The organism is Geomonas azotofigens (assembly GCF_018919395.1).
Lineage (GTDB): Bacteria > Desulfobacterota > Desulfuromonadia > Geobacterales > Geobacteraceae > Geomonas > Geomonas azotofigens.
Genome location: NZ_JAHLME010000004.1, coordinates 246,318 through 263,615 on the forward strand (window position 1 = coordinate 246,318; position 17,298 = coordinate 263,615).

Below are 17,298 nucleotides of genomic sequence, written 5' to 3' on the forward strand. Positions count from 1 at the left end.
AACTCTCAAGTTATCTCTTTTTTCGCCGAAAGGTGCAGAAGCTGTCCTAGCATCGTGGAGGATCCTGGATGACCAAGCCGTTCAACTGGAAGCGGCATATAGGGGTGGCCCTCGCCTTCATCGCCACCTTCTGGCTCGGCGACGCCCTGCTGGACGCCACCATCATGGGGCGGGACCCCTTTCTGCATCAGCTCCACCATCCCAATACCTATGAAATCTGGATGCGGACCTTCTACGCCTGTCTGCTGGGCGCCTTCTTCGCGTCCCTTTCCGTGGTGTGCGAGCGCGGCCGCAGGGTCGAGGCCGCGCTGCGCCATTCCGACGATCTCTCCCAGATCTTCCTTGATTCATCCCGTGACGCCATCTGCGTGGTCAGAACCACCGATTACACCATCACCAACTGCAACAGCGTCTTTCTCGCCGATTACTCCCTGACCGAAGAGGGGGCGCCGGGGGCGAGCTTCGCGGAACTGGTGGCGCGCCAGGGGCTCGCCGACCAGATCATGAGCCTCATCTCCGACTGCGCCTGCAGCGGGACCTCGGTCAGCAGCGAGATCTGCTACCGTGCCGATGACGGCAGGAACCGGTACGAGGATATCTCCGTGCACCCCATCGGCGACCTGGAGCAGGGGGTGCGCAGGGTGCTCTTCGTCGCGCGCGACATCACGGTGCGCCGCACGTCGCAGGAGCGGCTGGAAGAGTCCGAGGCGAGGTACCGTGCCATCTTCGAGGACACCGGCACCGCCATGGCCATCATCCTTTCCGACGGGACGCTGCAGATGGTTAACCGCGGCTTCGAGGCGGTGGTGGGACTCTCCCGCGAGGAGCTCGAGGGGAAGCGGCTATGGACCGAGTTCATCGGCCGCTGCGACAGCGACGGGGTCTCCGTGCCCGACGACGACGCCCTCCCCGGGTCCCCGCGCCGCAGCTTCGAGGTGCGGCTTGCCGCCAAGGACGGCACCCGGACCATGGCCGGCAACTGGGCCGTCATCGAGGGGACCGACCGCTCGGTGCTCTCCTTGGTGGACATCAGCGCCCACAAGGAGGTCGAGGAGGCGCTCAGGGAAAGCCGGGCCACCCTCGCCGTGGCGCAGCGCATCGCGCGCCTGGGCAACTGGGACTGGGACCTCGGCAGCGACACGCTCGCCTGGTCCGACGAGATGTACCGCATCTACGACGTCGATCCCGCCTCGTTCGTGCCGACCCACGAGTTCGTGCTGCAGGCGGTGCACCCCGAGGACCGGGAGCAGGTGATCCGCTCGGTGAACGACGCCATCTACAACCGCAGGGCCTACCACATGGACTACCGGATCGTGCTCCCCAACGGTTCGCTGCGCACCCTTTCCGCCCGCGCGGAAGTCACCTACGACGCCCAGGGACGGCCGCTGCACATGGTCGGCACCGCCCAGGACATCACCTGGCGCCTTGAGGCGGAAGAGGCCCTCAGGACCTCCGAGGAAAAGTTCTCCAAGGCCTTCCATGCCTCCCCCGACTCCATCGTCATCACCCGCGCCGAGGATGGCACCTACATCGACGTCAACGAGGCCTTCCAGGAGATCACCGGGTACACCAGGGAGGAGGTGATCGGCAAGACCTCCACCGAGCTGCTGCTCTGGGCCGACCCGGACGCGCGCATGGTGATGCTGAAGCTGTTGAACGAGCACGGGCACGTGCGCAACCTGGATGTCCGCTTCCGGGTGAAGTCGGGCGAGATCCGCGAGCTGCTGTGGTCCGCCGACGTGATCGAGTACCAGGGGGAGGCGTGCCTGATCGCCATCTCCCGCGACGTCACCGACCAGCGCCAGATGGAGCGGGAACTGCTGGAAAGCGACGCCCGCCTCTACATGAAGCACGAGGAGCTGAAGAACGTCTTCCACCAGATGGAGGGGATCCGTCGCGAGTGGGAGGAGATCATGGACTGCATCTCCGACATGTTCATCCTGGCCGACCAGTTCGGCAAGATCCGGCGCTTCAACCGCGCCGTGGAGACCTTCACCGGCATGGCGCACCGCGACATCGTCGGCAGGGACTGCCTCGCCTTCCTGGAGCAGCACGGCCTCAAGGAGCACCTGGAGTCCCCGGGGATCGAACTGCTGCACAAGCCCAGCGGCAAATGGTTCGTGGTCAAGCGGCACGCCTTCCCCCCCGAGGTGGACGGCTCGGCGCGCGAGGTGGTTATCATTAACGACACGACCACCATCGGCAGGCGTCAGCGAGGGCCGCAACCCGTCGATGACGTGCCGGCGCAGGTCCAGACGGCGGGGTGACAAACCCTCGGCAGATTAAAGGGTTACCTCCGTTCGGGCTCATTGGAACTTGACTTTGGAGGTGGGGCATGTTATACGAATGCCTCGCCCAACAAAGGAGGTGCGCATGGCATCATCCGAGCGGAGCCGCAGGCTGGTGCGCGTAGTCGTGCTGGCCCTGATGCTCCTCCCGATCCACACGCTTCCCCTGCTGGCTGCAGAACAAGTAGCAAAACCGGTAACACCCGCAGTAGAAAAGGCAGAATCGCAAGAAAAATCGGTGGTGAAAAAGCTGGTCGGCATAGCCTCATACTATGCCAAGAAGTTCCACGGAAGAGCGACCACCTCGGGAGAGCGGTATCATCCGGAAAAGATGACCGCCGCCCATCAGAGTCTTCCGCTGGGGACCAAGGTTCTGGTCCGGAACCTCGCCAACGATAAGGAAGTCACGGTTGTCGTCAACGACCGTTGCCGCAAGAAGGGGTTCCCCTTCATCGACCTGTCTCGGGCCGCGGCAAGGAAACTGGGTTTCCTCGGGGAAGGCAAGGCCAAGGTGGCCATCATCCCGCTGACCGAGGACGAATCCTAGCAAAATCCAAATACAATCTGGGCGAACAGAGAAAAAGGCCGGGGGCATTCCCCCGGCCTTTTTTCTTTGCTCACGACGCGGCCCGTTCCTGGCTCCTGGTCTTGCCGCCTCGTCGCCTGGCCAGCACCGGGGCGAAGGGCAGGAGCATGGCGGCGATGATTGCCGTGCCCGGAACGCGGAGCGCAAGCCAGGCGCATAAGACCAGGGGGGACAGTAAAAGACGCACCGGCGTCTTGAGCCAGGTGTGCTTTTCAATGAGTGCCGCCGCCTTCGGCGACTCGCGGTAGTACCAAGAGACGAAGCTGCGGCCGGCGGCATTGGTGAGGAGGTAGCGATCACGGAACTCGCGCAGCAGCCCGACCTGTGGCGCGAAAGGAGTGCCGTAGGCTGCGGTGGCGATGAAGCAGCCGCCACCCTTTAGGGAGACGTAGGGTTGGGGCGCAACCGGTGTCCCGGTCTGACGATTCGAGAGCGCGCTCAGTTGCAGGGGGCCCACCCCCTGGTGCACCTCCTCCGAGTAGTCGCTCTCGTTGAGGCTGCCGGGAGAGGAGGCGATGTTGGGGTCGACCACCGCGGTGACGACTATATAGTAGGTACGCTGTGCCATTGCGGATACGGCGACCGTGTAGCGGACCCCCGGGGTCAGGCCGGTGGCTTCACTGAGAATTCCTGACGAGGCGATCACGAATGGGGTCGCCAAGGTGTCGACGAAGGTAGGGGGGCGGTTGTCGTCCGCGAAATCGTAGGGGCTGTAATAGAGGCGGTAGCCGGTGGCGCCGGGCACCGTGCTGAAACCGACCATCAGGGCGCCGGCCAGCGGGTCGATCCCCTGGAGCACCGGGGCGACTGGCACCGGCAGTGCGGTGGTGGGGAGCCCGCTCAGGGTCGCGGTAACAACGCTTGCCGGCACGGTCAGCGGCGAAGTGCCTTCACCCGCATCAGTGCCGTCGTAGGTTCCGGAGAGGAGACCGTAGTAGATGCGGTAGGCCGTTATCCAGGTCGTCGGGGAGGGATCCCACCTGAGGGTGATGGTGTCGGGGGCGCTCAGGGTCGCGCTCAAGCCGGTGACCCTGTAGGGGGGACTCCCCGCGGCAAATGAGGTCGTGGGGGGGAGAAGGAGAGACAGGGCCAACAGTGCCGCTGAAAAAAAGGACGTCCGGGGAAGCTTCATGATCCCTCCTTCGCCTCGTCACTCCAGCTGCCTACCAATGAGAAAGAGAACGCGCCCTCCTTAATACTAGGCGAATCCCCGTTCGGCGCAAGCAACAGGACCCGCCCAAACAAAATAAGGCAGCCCGGAGGCTGCCTTATTGCTTTATACGACCTGCCAGGTAGGCGGGCTATTCTTCCTTGTGCTTCTTCTTGGAGGCGGACTTCTTCTTCGAGGAACCCTTTTTGGAGGACTTCTTCGAGGACTTCTCCTCCTTATCCTTGGACTTCTTCCCTTTCTTCCCCTTCTTGGACTTGCTCCCGCTCGATCCCTTGTGCTTGCGGAAGCTCCTTGGCTCGGGGTTGAACTCGTCCTTGATGTTGCTCAGAAGAACCTGCGCCTCTTCCAGTTCCGGGTCGGCCTTTCTGGCCGCCTCCAGGGATTCCTTGGCCTCGGCGATGTGGCCGTCCTTCATCTGCACGCGCCCCATGGCGTTCAGGGCCTTGGCGTGGTCGGGTTTCAGCTTCACCGCCTCCTTGTACTCGTCGGTGGCGGCGGTGTAGTTCTTCTGGAACTCGTAGACCAGCCCCAGCTTGTAGTGGGCGTTGGCGTCGTTGGGGGAGAGCTCCACCCCTTCCTTCAAGAGCTTGGCCAGGGAGTCGTAATTCTTGTTCTTGACGTAGATGGCGGTGAGGGCGGTGCGGGCCTCCTGGTCGTCCTTCTTAAGGCGCAGCACCTCCTGGTACTCGTTGGCCGCCTGGTCCATCTCGTTACGCTTGCGCAGGAGGTTGGCCAGCTCGCGGTGGGCTTCCAGCGACTCCGGGTCCAGCTTGATCGCGCCCTGGTAGGCGCTGATGGCGGAGTCGAGGTCCTTGGTGTTCACGAAGGCGCGGGCCAGTTTGAGCTGAGTCGCGGCGTCGCCGGGGTTCGCCTTGATGAGCGCCTGGTACTGCTCCAGCGCCTGCGGGAAGCTCCCCCTCAGCGTGTAGATCTCGGCCAGGCGCTGGCGTGCCTGCTGGTTGTCCGGCGTGCTGGCGAGCACCTGGCGGTATTCCACCACCGCCTCGTCAAGGAGCGCCTTGCGCTCGTAGATGCCGGCCAGGTTCAGGTGCAGCTGCGGGTTCTCACCCTTGTTCCGGATGGCGTCGCGGTAGTAGGACATCGCCTCGTCCTCGCGTCCCACCGACAGCAGGCAGTCGCCCAGGCGCTGCTGCGCCGCGGCATCGGCCGGCTCCTCGGCGATCCTCAGGCGATACTCGCTGATCGCCATCTCGTAGTCCTTGGCGTTCTTGTACTGGTCGGCGAGGGCCATGTGGTCGACCTTGGGCGTCTCCTTCACCTTGGGGGCGATGCCGGCCAGCACCCGCTCGTACTCGGCGCTCTTCTGGTCACCCTTGCGAAGGTACCCCTCGGCGAGCAGGCGGTGCACCTCCTTGTTGCCCGGCTCGGCGATGGCGGCCTGCTTCAGCTCGGTCACCGCCTTGTCGACCTCGCCCCGGGCGAGGAGCAGCGCCCCGAGCCCCAGGCGGGCCCTGGCGCTGCCGGGCTGGATGGCGAGCGCCTTTCTGTATTCGTCCTCGGCCTTTTGCTTCTGTCCCACCGCGTCGTAGGAAACGGCCAGGTCGTTGTGCAGGGAGGCATCCTCGGGGAAGGCGGCGAGCGCCTCGGTATAGTGGAAGATGGCGAGCTGGTGCAGCTCCTTCTGGGCCAGGATGCGGGCCAGTCCCCCGTGGTAGCGCGGGTCGCCGGTCTTGAGCCCCTGCGAGAGCTCCACGGCGGCCTCCTCGCTGGCACCCTTCTGCAGGTGCAGGAGCCCCAGGTTGCCGCTGGCGGGGTAGAACTCCGGGTCCAGCGCCAGGGTCTCGCGGTACTCCTGGATGGCGGCGTCAATGTTGCCGCTGCGCTCGAAGGCGAGGGCCTTGAGGTATCGGCCGGGGGCGCCGGTGGGGCAAAGCTCCGCCACGCGCTTTTCGGCATCCTTTTTCTTTTGCTCGCTCGCCTGCGGGGGGAGTTCCAGGATGATCTTCTTCGCTTCCAGGCAGCTGTTGGTCGCGGGAAACGGCCAGCTGAAGCCGGTGCTGAACAGGGTCACCGCGAGAAGCGACGACAGTGCTGCGTATCTTTTCATGTAGGGCCCTTTTGCTTCGAGAGAACGTGTGGTGGGGGGCGCACGGCGCGGCGCCGGTGACTCGGCCCGGTGCAGCCGGGCACTGCCGGACACAGCGGCCCGGTGAGGTTGCCGGATTATACACATCGGAACTAATAAATTCAATTCCAAAACGATAATCATTAAGGATCCCGAGATCTTGAGGCCGCGAAGCCGCACGGGAAGAGGGGGGCTCCAAGGTTAAGGCGGATTACCTTGACTTTCATGATAAAGATGGTTAAATCATCTGCACCGGCCACGGGGCCGGTTTTTCATTAAAAGCAGGGTAACAGAGGGGCGCGATGGCGGTAATTCCCAAGGAACCTTTGGAATGGCTGAACCTGTTCCGCCAGCAGATGGACGAGATTTTCCGATTTCTCTCCACGCTGGAGGGGCGGGAGGGCTTCACCGACAAGGAACAGTCCCCGCTGGTCGACATCTACGAAACGGACCGCACGTTCGTGGTGGAGGTGGAACTTCCCGGCTGCGCCCGCGGCGATATCACCCTGAGTCTATGCTGCTCCACCCTGGTGGTGGAGGGGACGGCACGGGATGAAACCGACCCCGGCGCCACCTACACCTGCCTTGAGCGCGGCACCGGCCGCTTTTGCCGGGCCATCGAGGTTCCTCCCGGCGTCGACCTGGAGGGGGTACGGGCGCAGTACCGGCGCGGTCTGCTCACGGTGGAGTTCCCCTGGTGCAAGGGGGAGAAGCCGCACATCCGCGAGATCCCGATTCAGTAAGGAGAGGTAAATGGAAAACAGGCAGGAGACTGAAGAACTTAATATACCGGATATTCTGCCGCTGCTCCCGGTACGGGACGTGGTTGTCTATCCCTACATGATTCTGCCGCTTTTCGTCGGGCGCGAGATCTCCATCGCGGCCGTTGATCACGCCCTTTCCAAAGACCGCATGATCTTTCTGGCGACGCAAAGGGACGTGGGGGACGAGGACCCCGCTCCCGAGGCGATCTACGAGGTCGGCACGGTCGCCATGATCATGCGCATGCTGAAGCTTCCCGACGGCAGGGTGAAGATCCTCGTGCAGGGGCTCACCAAGGGACGCATCACCGAGTACCTGGCCGAGAAGCCCTTCTACTCGGTGCGCATCGACCGGATCATCGAGCCGGCGGCCCCGGAGAACACGCTGGAGTCCGAGGCGCTGATCCGCACCGTGAAGGAGGAGCTGGCGAAGATCGTGGCGCTTGGCAAGGCCGTTTCCCCCGAGGTCATGGTCATCGTCGAGAACATGCAGGAGCCCGGTGCGCTCGCCGACCTGGTGGCTAGCAACATCGGCCTGAAGGTCGAGGAGGCGCAGGGGCTGCTCGAGGTGATCGATCCGCTGGAGCGCCTGAAGAAGGTGAACGACCTCCTCAACAAGGAGAGCGAGCTCCTCAACATGCAGGCCCGCATCCAGTCCGCCGCCAAGGAGGAGATGGGCAAAAGCCAGCGCGAGTACTACCTGCGCGAGCAGCTGCGCGCCATCCAGCAGGAGCTGGGCGAGACCGACGCCAGAAGCGAGGAGATGGCCGAACTGAGAAAGGCCATCGAAAACGCCAAGATGCCCCAGAACGTCGAGAAGGAGGCCCTGAAGCAGCTCGGGCGCCTGGAGCAGATGCACCCCGACGCCGCCGAGGCGGGGATGCTGCGCACCTTCCTGGACTGGATGGTGGACATCCCCTGGGGCAAATCGACCAAGGACGCCCTGGAGATCAACCGCGCCTCCGAGATCCTCAACGAGGACCACTACTTCCTGGAGAAGGTGAAGGAGCGCATCCTCGAGTTCCTGGCGGTGAGAAAGCTCAAGAAGAAGATGAAGGGGCCCATCCTCTGCTTCGTCGGACCTCCCGGCGTCGGCAAGACCAGCCTGGGCAAGTCCATCGCCCGCGCCATGGGGAGGAAGTTCGTGCGCATCTCGCTGGGCGGCGTGCGCGACGAGGCCGAGATCCGCGGCCACCGGCGCACCTACGTGGGGGCGCTGCCGGGCCGGATCATCCAGGGGCTCAAGCAGGCGGGCTCCAACAACCCGGTCTTCATGCTGGACGAGCTGGACAAGCTCGGTTCCGACTTCAGGGGCGATCCCTCCTCGGCGCTTCTCGAGGTGCTCGACCCGGAGCAGAACAACAGCTTCTCGGACCACTACATCAACCTCCCCTTCAACCTGTCCAACGTGATGTTCATCGCCACGGCGAACCAGATGGACACTATCCCGGGGCCCTTGCGCGACAGGATGGAGGTGATCAACCTCTCAGGCTATACCGAGGAGGAGAAGCTCGGCATCGCCAAGCGCTACCTGGTGCCGCGCCAGGTGAAGGAAAACGGCATCACCGAGGAGACCGTGCAGTTCTCCGAGGAGGCGCTCAGGACCGTCATCGCCAAGTACACCCGCGAGGCGGGCTTGAGGAACCTCGAGCGCGAGATCGGCTCCATCTGCCGCAAGGTGGCCAGGAAAGTCGCCGAGGGGAAGGGGGAGAAGTTCGTCATCAGCGCCGGCACCGTCGCCAAGTACCTCGGGCCTCCCAAGTTCCTGCGCGAGGAGGAGATGGACAAGAACGAGGTCGGCGTGGTCACCGGTCTCGCCTGGACCCCGGTCGGCGGCGAGGTGCTCTTCGTCGAGGCGACGGTCATGAAAGGGAAGGGGGGACTCACCCTCACCGGACAGCTGGGCGACGTCATGAAGGAGTCGGTGCAGGCGGCGCTCTCCTACATCCGCTCCCGTACCGCCGAGTTCCAGATCCCGGAGGACTTCAACTCCACCACCGACATCCACGTCCACGTCCCGGCCGGCGCCATCCCCAAGGACGGCCCCTCGGCCGGCGTCACCATGGCGACCGCGCTGGTCTCGGCGCTGACCAGGATCCCGGTGCGCAAGGAAGTCGCCATGACCGGCGAGATCACCCTGCGCGGCAAGGTGCTCCCCATCGGCGGGCTGAAGGAGAAGATCCTCGCCGCGGCGCGCCTGGGCGTCACCACGGTCATCATTCCGATCCAGAACAAGAAGGACCTCGAGGACGTCCCCAAGACCATCCTCAAGAAGTTGAAGATCGTCACCGCCGCCAACATCGACGACGTGCTGGCGGTCGCCCTGGAAAACTACCCGCCTCCGGCCCCCAAGCAGGCCAAGCCGGAGCCCCCTAAGAGCAAGGTCAGGACCCGGGTCCCGGTCCCGGCCCCGGTGAGGGGCAAGGCTTGAAACTAGCCGAACTGGGCGAATTCGGCCTGATAGACAGGATCAAGGCAAACGTCGCCGCGTCCCCCTCGGTGCTTCTCGGCATCGGGGATGACGCGGCGGCGCTGTCTCCCACCCCCGGGCAGGTCACCCTGATCACCTCCGACATGCTGCTGGAGGGGGTCCACTTCGACCTCTCCTTCTGCGACCCGCACACCCTGGGCAGAAAATCCCTCTCCGTGAACCTTTCCGATGTCGCCGCCATGGGCGCCCGCCCGCGCCACTTCCTGCTCGGCGTGGCGCTCCCCAAGGATGTCCCGCTTGAATTCATGGACGGCTTCATGGCCGGAATGCTGGAACAGGCGCAGCGCTACGGCGCGACCCTGGTGGGGGGGGACACCTGCGCCTCCAAGGGGGGGGTCGCCATCTCGGTGACCGCACTCGGCGAGCAGCGCCCGGAGCTGGTAGTGACGCGAAGCGGCGCGAGGCCCGGGGATCTCGTCTGCGTGACCGGAACGGTCGGGGACGCGGCGGCGGGACTGAAGCAGTTGTTTCAAGGGGTGCGGGACGGTTTCCTGGTGGCGCGGCAGCTGGATCCGACGCCGAGGGTGGAGGCGGGGGTGGCGCTCGCCGAGGCGGGCGTGGTTACCGCCATGATCGACGTGAGCGACGGGGTGCTGCAGGACCTGGGGCACATCTGCGAGATGTCGGGGGTGGGGGCGCGCCTGGAATTGGCCCGGCTGCCGCTTTCCGAGCACTACCTGGCCTACTGCGAGGGCAGTCATGCCCCCCTTGCCCCTTGGGAGAGGGACGGGGGTGAGGGCGCTGCTACCGGCAAGGAGTCTCCCGGTGACGATCCTTTCGCGCTGGCGCTGTCCGGCGGCGAGGACTACGAACTCCTCTTCTGCATACCCGCCGACAAGGAGGCCGAGGTGGCGGCGCTCTGCGCGAAGGTCGACCTCCCGGTCTCCGTGATCGGCGCGATCACGGCGGAAAGCGGGATACAACTTGCCGCGCCGGACGGCTCACCCTACACGCCGCCGCGGCGCGGCTTCGATCACTTCGGCGCCGACTAGCTAGTCCGCGCTGATCCTCACCGCCACCTTCCTCTCCCTCGGCCCATCGAACTCGCAGAAGTAGAGCGCCTGCCAGGTGCCCAAAAGGAGCCTGCCCCGGTCGATCAGGAGCCGCTGGCAGCTCCCCACCAGGGTCGACTTGACGTGGGCCGCCGAGTTCCCCTCGGCGTGGGTGAAGTAGTGCGCGTCCGGCACCAGCTGGTCCAGGCAGTTGGCGATGTCCCTTTTGACCGCCGGGTCCGCCCCCTCGTTCACCGTGACCCCCGCCGTCGTGTGCAGCACGAAGACATCGCAGCAGCCGCTCCCCACCATGCTGGCCGCGATCAGCTCCTCCACCCGCGCGGTGATGTCGATCAGCTCCGTTCTCTCCCTGCTTTTCAATGTCAGGTACTGGATCATCCTTCCCCCCCCCCCACGTCAAATTCGCAATCCACCAACCACGCCACGGGGACTGGCTCCGCAGCTGCCTGTCCCCTTACCCCTGCTGACTATTTTCTAAAGAGGCTGTTCCGGATCTTGCCCAGGTACTTGTTGAGCGGGTTGCCCCTGGAAAGGAACGGGATGACCGGGGATTCGCGGTGTCCGAGCGTCTGCAGCAGCTTCATGATCGCCTGGTTCTTGCCGACCCTGAGCCCGAGGTTGAGCGCCCTGATGGCCTCCTTCTTCCGACCGGCCACCAGGTACACCGTGCCCAGGCGCAGGAAATGCTCGGAATTGCGCGGCTCCCGCTTGATCGCTTCCTGGCACATGGCTACCGCCGTCCTCACGTTGCCCGTCGCCTGGACCAGGGCCAGGGCGTAGAGCGAAAGGTGGTCCGGGGTGCGCTGCCGCTCCAGGGCGGCCTGCAGGTAGCGCATCGCGGACGGGAAGCGCCGGGCGTCCAGCTCCTCCTGGCCGATGTGCACCAGTTCGCTTGTTTCCATTTGGGCAAGTTCGGGATTCACAGGGCTCTCCTGTCTGCTGCGTCAACATTAAGATGGGATACTATACCATTTAATTTGTGGCATGGGAAACGCGCAAGTTGCACCGGTGGTGGCTATGTACGCGTTATCCTTGGCTGCGGGCGACTGCGCCGCCGCGGCGGGCAGGGTTGAAAAAAAAAGGGATTTGTGTTCTAATCTGCGGCTGTGGAACATATCGCGTACATAGGGCTTGGGAGCAACATCGGCGACCGCGAGCTGAAGCTCCTGATGGCGATAGCCGAGCTCGGCAAGCTGCCGCAAACCAAGGTCACCGCCGTTTCCCCCTTCTACGAGACCGAGCCGGTCGGAGGGGTGCCCCAGGACAACTTCTACAACGCGGTGGTGCGCCTCAACACGGAACTGGCGCCGCTGGAGCTCCTGGATCGGCTGAAAAAGCTTGAGACGGAGGTGTTTCGGCGGGTGCCGTCGCAACGCTGGGGCGCACGCAGCATGGACCTCGATATCCTCCTCTACGGCGAGCTGGTCTTTGACTGCGCCGAGCTCACCGTCCCGCACTCGCGCCTGGCCGAGCGTCGTTTCGCCCTCCAGCCGCTGTCCGACATCGCACCCGACCTGGTGCACCCGACCCTGGGCAAACGCATCATAGAACTGTTGACCGAGCTGACCTCCCCCGAGACGGTGGTCAGGATCTAGGGGGACGAGTGAAGTTTCTGATCTGGGCGTTGCTGGCGTACCTCGTGTACCGCATGTTCGTCGGCAAGTCGCCCCAAAAGATAGCGAAGCAGGAACCCGCCGCCGCCGAGACCTTCCAGGATCCGGTCTGCGGCGTGTACATAGCCGAGGCCGACGCGGTGGTCGGCAGGCTGGAGGGGAAGCGCTACCACTTCTGCTCCATGGACTGTCTGAAAAAATTCGAAGAGATGCAGCAGCGGCACTAACAACTCAACCGGAGGAAAGATGAAGTTTTTTATCGACACAGCGGACGTTAAAGAGATTCGGGAGGCCAACGAACTGGGACTGGTGGACGGCGTCACCACCAACCCCTCCCTGATCGCCAAGAGCGGCCGGCGTTTTGAGGAAGTGATCAAGGAGATCACCGAGATCGTGGACGGTCCGATCTCCGCGGAGGTCATCTCGCTCGAGCACGACGGCATGATCGCCGAGGCGGCCGAACTGGCCAAGATCCACCCCAACATCGTCATCAAGCTCCCGATGACCCCGGAAGGGCTCAAGGCGACCAAGACCCTGCACAAGCAGGGGATCAAGACCAACGTCACGCTGATCTTCACCCCGATGCAGGCCCTGCTCGCCGCCAAGGCCGGCGCCACCTACGTCTCCCCGTTCGTCGGCCGCCTGGACGACATCTCCCAGGACGGCATGGGGATCATCGAAGAGATCAGGACCATCTTCGACAACTACGGCATGGACGCCCAGATCATCGTGGCCAGCATCAGGAACCCGGTGCACGTGCTCAACTCGGCACTGATCGGCGCCGACGTCTGCACCATCCCCTACTCGGTCATGCTGCAGCTCGCCAAGCATCCGCTCACCGATGCCGGCATCAAGAAGTTCCTGGAAGACTGGGAGAAGGTTCCCAAGTAGACCGCGGCGCGGGAGGCTCTCTCCCCGCGCAGTTCGGGTAACAAAGGCGTTACTGAGGGCGGGTCCTGGACCCGCCCTTGCTTTATTGGTGGGGGTTATTCGACGGGGTCCGCGTTCTTGCCGCGCTGCAGGCGGACGTAGACGGCGATGATCACCGCGCTGACGGCGAGGACGCCGATGACCGCCTGGTGCGAGTAGCGCATGATCAGCTCCTGGTTGGAGCCGATGAAGTAGCCGATGAAGGTGAGCACGGTGACCCAGATGCCGGCGCCAAGCAACGTGTAGAGCGAGAACTTGACGTGGTTCATGCCGGCCAGGCCGGCCGGGAGCGAGATCAGGTGGCGCACCACCGGCAGGAGCCTCCCGATGAAGGTCGAGATCTCGCCGTGGTCCTTGAAGAAGCGCTCCACCTTGGCGAATTTCTCCTCGGTGATGAAGACGTATTTGCCGTATTTGAGGACCAGCGGGCGGCCCAGGTAGTGCGCCGCGAAGTAGTTGGCGTAGGCGCCGATCAGGCTCCCCACGGTGCCGCAGACGATGGCCACGACCATGCTCATCTGCCCCTGCTGGGCCAGGTACCCGGCCGGCGGCATCACCAGCTCGCTGGGAATGGGGAAGACGGAACTCTCCAGGGCCATCAGGAGAAAGATCCCGGGGTACCCCAACGCTCCTATGGTTTCGACCAGCCACTGTACCGCTGCATGCATGCCTTACTCTCCTTTATCGCTTTCTTTGCCGGCGCCATTCTATACGGCGCGCGCCAAAAAAACGACTAATTTAATTTTTTTCCGTCTCGCGCTGAGGCGTCAGGGGTGAGCCCCGGGCCGCGCGGGACGCGCATGAAAGGAACCATGGACAAACAGATTTTCGTTATCGGCCACAGAAACCCGGACACCGACTCGATCGCCTCGGCTCTCGCCTACGCCCACCTGAAGCGGGCGCTGGGAGACGAGCGGGTCACTGCCGCCATGGCCGGCAACTTGAACCCCCAGACCACCTGGCTCTTGGGACGGCTCGGCATCGAGGCGCCCTTGTACCTGGCCGACGTGCACCCCAAGGTGCGCGACGTGATCCACCGCACCCCGGTCACCGTCGCCGCGGACGCGCCGCTTTTGACCGCGCTGGAACAGTTCCACCACAACTCGATCAGGGTGCTCCCCGTGCTCGACGCCGCCGGCGTTCCCAAAGGGGTCATTCCGCTGAGAAAGATCGCCGAACGCTCGCTGGTGACCGGCGCCGACTCGCTGCGCCTGGTCTCCGCCTCGCTCGCCTCCTTGGCCGCCTGCCTCTCCGGGAGCTTTCTCTCCGGCAGCGCCGATACCGCCGTGGAAAGCCTGCACCTCTTCGTCGGGGCCATGGCCGAGGAATCGTTCGTGGACCGCATCTCCGGTTTCGATCCCGCGACGCTGGTGGTGGTGACCGGCGATCGCACCTCGATCCAGACGGCCTCCATCGAGCGCGGCGTGCGCCTCTTGGTGGTTACCGGCGGGCTGCCCGTGGCCGGGGACGTGGTGCGCCTGGCGCAGGCTCGCGGGGTCGCGCTCCTCTCCACGCCGCTGGACACCGCCGCCACCGTTTCCCGCTCCCGCCTGGCCGCTCCGGCGCTGGAGCTGGCCGTCCCGAACTTCGAGAGCGTCTCGGTGGGGGAGCCGCTGGGACGGCTGCGGGACAAGCTCCTGCACTCGGGAGAGAGCGCGGTGCTGGCGCTCGAGGAGGACGGCACCCTGGCGGGCGTCGCCACCAAGTCCTCGCTGTTCGCGCCGCTCCCCTATGCCTTGATCCTCGTGGATCACAACGAGCTTTCCCAGTCGGTGCCGGGCGCCGAGGACCTGGAGATCCTCGAGGTGATCGACCACCACAAGCTGGGGAACCCTCCCACCAGCAACCCGATTCCCTTCATCACCGCGCCGGTCGGGAGCACCTGCACCATCGTCGCCTCGCTCTACGAGGATCACGAGGTGGAGCCCCCCGCGCAGATCGCGGCGCTCCTCTTGGCGGGGATACTCTCCGATACCGTGATCCTCAAGTCCCCGACCACCACGGCCAGGGACCGTGCCACCGTGGCGCGGCTGGCCGCCGTCGCGGGGGTGGACTGGGAGTCCTTCGGCGCAGAGATCTTCGCCGCATCGGGGGCGCTTTCCGGGTACGGCAGCCCCGAGCGGGTGGTCGGTTCCGACTTCAAGCTCTTCAGCCAGGGCGAGCTGACCTTCGGCGTGGGCCAGGTCGAGGTGTTCGGCTTCGGCGAGTTCAACGAGATGAAGGCCGAACTGCGCAAGGCCCTCGCGGCGCGGCGCGAGAAGGAGGGGCTGGAACTGGCCGGGCTCATGGTCACCGACATCTCCAGCGAGAGCACCATGTTCATGATGGAGGGAGGTCAGGCCTTCACCCGTTTCATGGGGTACCCGCAGCCCGAGCCGCACATCTTCGAGATGAAGGGCGTCATGTCGCGCAAGAAGCAGCTGGTGCCGCACATGATCAAGGTCCTGGGAGGTCGCTAGATGAAGAAGTTCCTGGATCGGATCGCGCACGGGGTGCTGATCGGCGACGGTGCCATCGGGACCATGCTCTACGCCAAGGGGGTGGCCCCGGAGGCGAACTTCGAGCACCTGAACCTGGTGCGCCCGGAGCTGGTGCTGGAGCTGCACCGCGAGTACCTCTCCGCCGGCGCGCAGGTCATCGAGACCAACACCTTCGGCGCCAACTGCGCCAAGCTCTCCGCCATCGGCCTGGGCGCCAAGGTTGCCGAGATCAACCGCAAGGGCGCGCAACTCGCCAGGAGCGCCGCCGACGGGCAGGACGTGTTCGTGGCAGGCTCCATCGGGCCGCTCGGGCGCGGCAAGAGCGAACTGTCGCCCGAGCAGATAGCCGAGTGCTTCCGGGTGCAATCGGCCGCCTTGGCCGAGGGTGGCGTTGACCTCCTGATCCTGGAGACCTTCTCGGAGCTGGACGAGCTCCTGGCCGCGCTGGCGGCAGCCAAGGAGACCGGGCTGCCGGTGGTGGCGAACCTTGCCTTTGGCGAGGGGGGGCGGCTGCCGGGAGGCACCTCCGCCGAGGGGGCCGCGCGTGCGCTCGCCGCCGCCGGTGCCGATGTCGTGGGTGCCAACTGCGGCGCCGGTCCGCTGGAACTGCTTGCCACCGTGAAGCGCATCGCCGCCGCCTGCTCCCTGCCGGTGGCCGCCTACCCCAACAGCGGCTTCCCAGAGTACATCGACGGTCGCTATATCTACCGCACCACCCCCGAATACTTCGCCGATCGCGCCGAAGAGCTGGTTGCCGCCGGCGCGACCCTGGTGGGCGGCTGTTGCGGCACCACCCCGGAGCACATCCGGGTCATGGCCGCCAGGCTGCAGGACGCCGTCAGCGTACCGGCTCCCCCCCGGCAGCCAGTGTCCGAAGCGGGACGTGAGGAACTTCCGGTTCGACCTCTGCCGCAACCCGCGGTCAGCTTCCTGGATCGTTGGGGGACAGAGCCCGTGATCACCGTGGAGCTCGATCCCCCCAAGGGGCTCGACTGCGCCAAGGTGCTGGCCGGGAGCCGCGCGCTCAAGGAGGCCGGCGCCCACGCCATCAACCTGGCCGAGAACCCGCTGGCCCGCGTGCGCATGGGTAACCTGGCGCTCGCCTCGCTGATCCGCCGCGAGGCCGGCATCGAGGTGATCGCCCACGTCACCTGCCGCGACCGCAACCTGATCGGCATGCAGTCCGAGCTGATGGGGGCGAGCCTTTTGGGGGTAACTTCCATCCTGGCCGTCACCGGCGACCCGGCGAGCCTCGGCGACGAGGCGGGCGCGTCATCGGTCTTCGATCTCAACTCCTTCACGCTGATCAAGCTCCTGAGCGACCTGAACAGCGGGGTGAACGCCCTGGGCAACCCCATCGGATCCGGCACCGGTTTCACCATCGGCGCCGCCTTCAACCCGAACACCCAGAGCATGGAGGTGCAGGTCCGGCGGCTGGCGAAGAAGGTGGGGAACGGCGCCCGCTTCGCCCAGACCCAGCCCATCTACGACATCGCCCGTTTCCATGACATGATGGAGCAGACCGCGCACCTGGGCATCCCGGTTCTCCCCGGCGTGCTGCCGCTCGTTTCCGGCAGGAACGCCGAATTCCTGCACAACGAGGTCCCCGGCATCGTCATCCCGGATGAGATAAGGAAGCGCATGGCAGGCAAGAGCGGCGACGAAGGTGTCGCCGAAGGTCTCGCTATCGCCAAGGAATTCATCGATGCCGCCAGTACCCGGGCCGGTGGTTTCTACATCATGCCGCCCTTTGGCAAATACGAGATCGCGGTAGAGCTGGTGCGTTACATCAAGGATCGGCGCACGCCGCGCCCATAGTTCCCATAATTCCCATAATCAAAGCTTTTTGACCTGTATCAATTTCAATGGAGACAAAGGA

Annotated in this window: 15 protein-coding genes; 10 read left to right on the plus strand and 5 right to left on the minus strand. The window is 64.8% G+C overall.

What is annotated here, in order from left to right; all coding sequences use genetic code 11:
* Positions 1-68: 68 nt before the first annotated feature.
* Together KOL99_RS15240 and KOL99_RS15245 are read left to right on the plus strand one after the other, a co-directional pair.
* Positions 69-2,267 (plus strand): PAS domain S-box protein, encoded by a 2,199-nt coding sequence (locus KOL99_RS15240; protein WP_216511326.1) that lies wholly within the window; start codon positions 69-71, stop codon positions 2,265-2,267.
* A 106-nt stretch (positions 2,268-2,373) separates the two neighbouring features.
* Positions 2,374-2,835: a septal ring lytic transglycosylase RlpA family protein gene (locus tag KOL99_RS15245; RefSeq protein ID WP_216511327.1), complete on the plus strand. Its 462-nt coding sequence runs from the start codon at positions 2,374-2,376 to the stop codon at positions 2,833-2,835.
* 70 nt (positions 2,836-2,905) lie between these two features.
* Here the strand turns inward: KOL99_RS15245 and KOL99_RS15250 are convergent, their stop codons facing one another.
* Both KOL99_RS15250 and KOL99_RS15255 read right to left on the minus strand, forming a co-directional pair.
* On the minus strand, positions 2,906-4,006 hold the full coding sequence (locus tag KOL99_RS15250) for a CFI-box-CTERM domain-containing protein (RefSeq protein ID WP_216511328.1): 1,101 nt from the start codon (positions 4,004-4,006) through the stop codon (positions 2,906-2,908).
* 169 nt (positions 4,007-4,175) lie between these two features.
* On the minus strand, positions 4,176-6,113 hold the full coding sequence (locus KOL99_RS15255) for a tetratricopeptide repeat protein (RefSeq protein ID WP_216511329.1): 1,938 nt from the start codon (positions 6,111-6,113) through the stop codon (positions 4,176-4,178).
* A 320-nt stretch (positions 6,114-6,433) separates the two neighbouring features.
* Here KOL99_RS15255 and KOL99_RS15260 point away from each other — a divergent pair, with 320 nt between their 5' ends.
* Genes KOL99_RS15260 through thiL form a run of 3 tightly spaced genes read left to right on the plus strand, consistent with a single transcriptional unit; the run spans position 6,434 to position 10,375 of the window.
* The gene (locus tag KOL99_RS15260) at positions 6,434-6,874 is read left to right on the plus strand and encodes an Hsp20/alpha crystallin family protein (RefSeq protein WP_216511330.1); all 441 of its coding nucleotides are present in this window, start codon (positions 6,434-6,436) and stop codon (positions 6,872-6,874) included.
* A gap of 10 nt (positions 6,875-6,884) precedes the next feature.
* On the plus strand, positions 6,885-9,323 hold the full coding sequence (gene lon, locus KOL99_RS15265) for an endopeptidase La (protein WP_216511331.1): 2,439 nt from the start codon (positions 6,885-6,887) through the stop codon (positions 9,321-9,323).
* Positions 9,320-10,375, plus strand: a complete 1,056-nt coding sequence (gene thiL, locus KOL99_RS15270) for a thiamine-phosphate kinase (RefSeq protein WP_216511332.1) — start codon at positions 9,320-9,322, stop codon at positions 10,373-10,375. The genes lon and thiL overlap by 4 nt, the downstream gene beginning before the upstream one ends.
* Here thiL and KOL99_RS15275 read toward each other — a convergent pair whose 3' ends face one another.
* Both KOL99_RS15275 and KOL99_RS15280 read right to left on the minus strand, forming a co-directional pair.
* The gene (locus KOL99_RS15275; RefSeq protein ID WP_216511333.1) at positions 10,376-10,774 is read right to left on the minus strand and encodes a secondary thiamine-phosphate synthase enzyme YjbQ; all 399 of its coding nucleotides are present in this window, start codon (positions 10,772-10,774) and stop codon (positions 10,376-10,378) included.
* 89 nt (positions 10,775-10,863) lie between these two features.
* On the minus strand, positions 10,864-11,319 hold the full coding sequence (locus tag KOL99_RS15280; protein WP_328760574.1) for a tetratricopeptide repeat protein: 456 nt from the start codon (positions 11,317-11,319) through the stop codon (positions 10,864-10,866).
* A 183-nt stretch (positions 11,320-11,502) separates the two neighbouring features.
* Here KOL99_RS15280 and folK point away from each other — a divergent pair, with 183 nt between their 5' ends.
* The 3 genes from folK to fsa are packed head-to-tail and all read left to right on the plus strand — an operon-like array spanning position 11,503 to position 12,900.
* Positions 11,503-11,991, plus strand: coding sequence for a 2-amino-4-hydroxy-6-hydroxymethyldihydropteridine diphosphokinase (folK, locus tag KOL99_RS15285; RefSeq protein WP_216511334.1), 489 nt, complete (start codon positions 11,503-11,505; stop codon positions 11,989-11,991).
* 8 nt (positions 11,992-11,999) lie between these two features.
* Positions 12,000-12,236 carry a YHS domain-containing protein gene (locus KOL99_RS15290; protein ID WP_216511335.1) on the plus strand — a complete coding sequence of 79 codons (237 nt, stop codon included), beginning with the start codon at positions 12,000-12,002 and terminating at the stop codon, positions 12,234-12,236.
* 19 nt (positions 12,237-12,255) lie between these two features.
* Positions 12,256-12,900, plus strand: coding sequence for a fructose-6-phosphate aldolase (gene fsa, locus KOL99_RS15295; RefSeq protein WP_216511336.1), 645 nt, complete (start codon positions 12,256-12,258; stop codon positions 12,898-12,900).
* Between the two features lie 95 nt (positions 12,901-12,995).
* On the opposite strand, the gene KOL99_RS15300 is transcribed toward fsa, so the two are convergent.
* The gene (locus KOL99_RS15300) at positions 12,996-13,607 is read right to left on the minus strand and encodes a DedA family protein (RefSeq protein ID WP_216511337.1); all 612 of its coding nucleotides are present in this window, start codon (positions 13,605-13,607) and stop codon (positions 12,996-12,998) included.
* A gap of 144 nt (positions 13,608-13,751) precedes the next feature.
* Here KOL99_RS15300 and KOL99_RS15305 point away from each other — a divergent pair, with 144 nt between their 5' ends.
* Both KOL99_RS15305 and KOL99_RS15310 read left to right on the plus strand, forming a co-directional pair.
* The gene (locus tag KOL99_RS15305; RefSeq protein ID WP_216511338.1) at positions 13,752-15,398 is read left to right on the plus strand and encodes a putative manganese-dependent inorganic diphosphatase; all 1,647 of its coding nucleotides are present in this window, start codon (positions 13,752-13,754) and stop codon (positions 15,396-15,398) included.
* Positions 15,399-17,237 carry a bifunctional homocysteine S-methyltransferase/methylenetetrahydrofolate reductase gene (locus tag KOL99_RS15310; RefSeq protein WP_216511339.1) on the plus strand — a complete coding sequence of 613 codons (1,839 nt, stop codon included), beginning with the start codon at positions 15,399-15,401 and terminating at the stop codon, positions 17,235-17,237. It abuts the gene before it with no gap.
* Positions 17,238-17,298 lie beyond the last annotated feature (61 nt).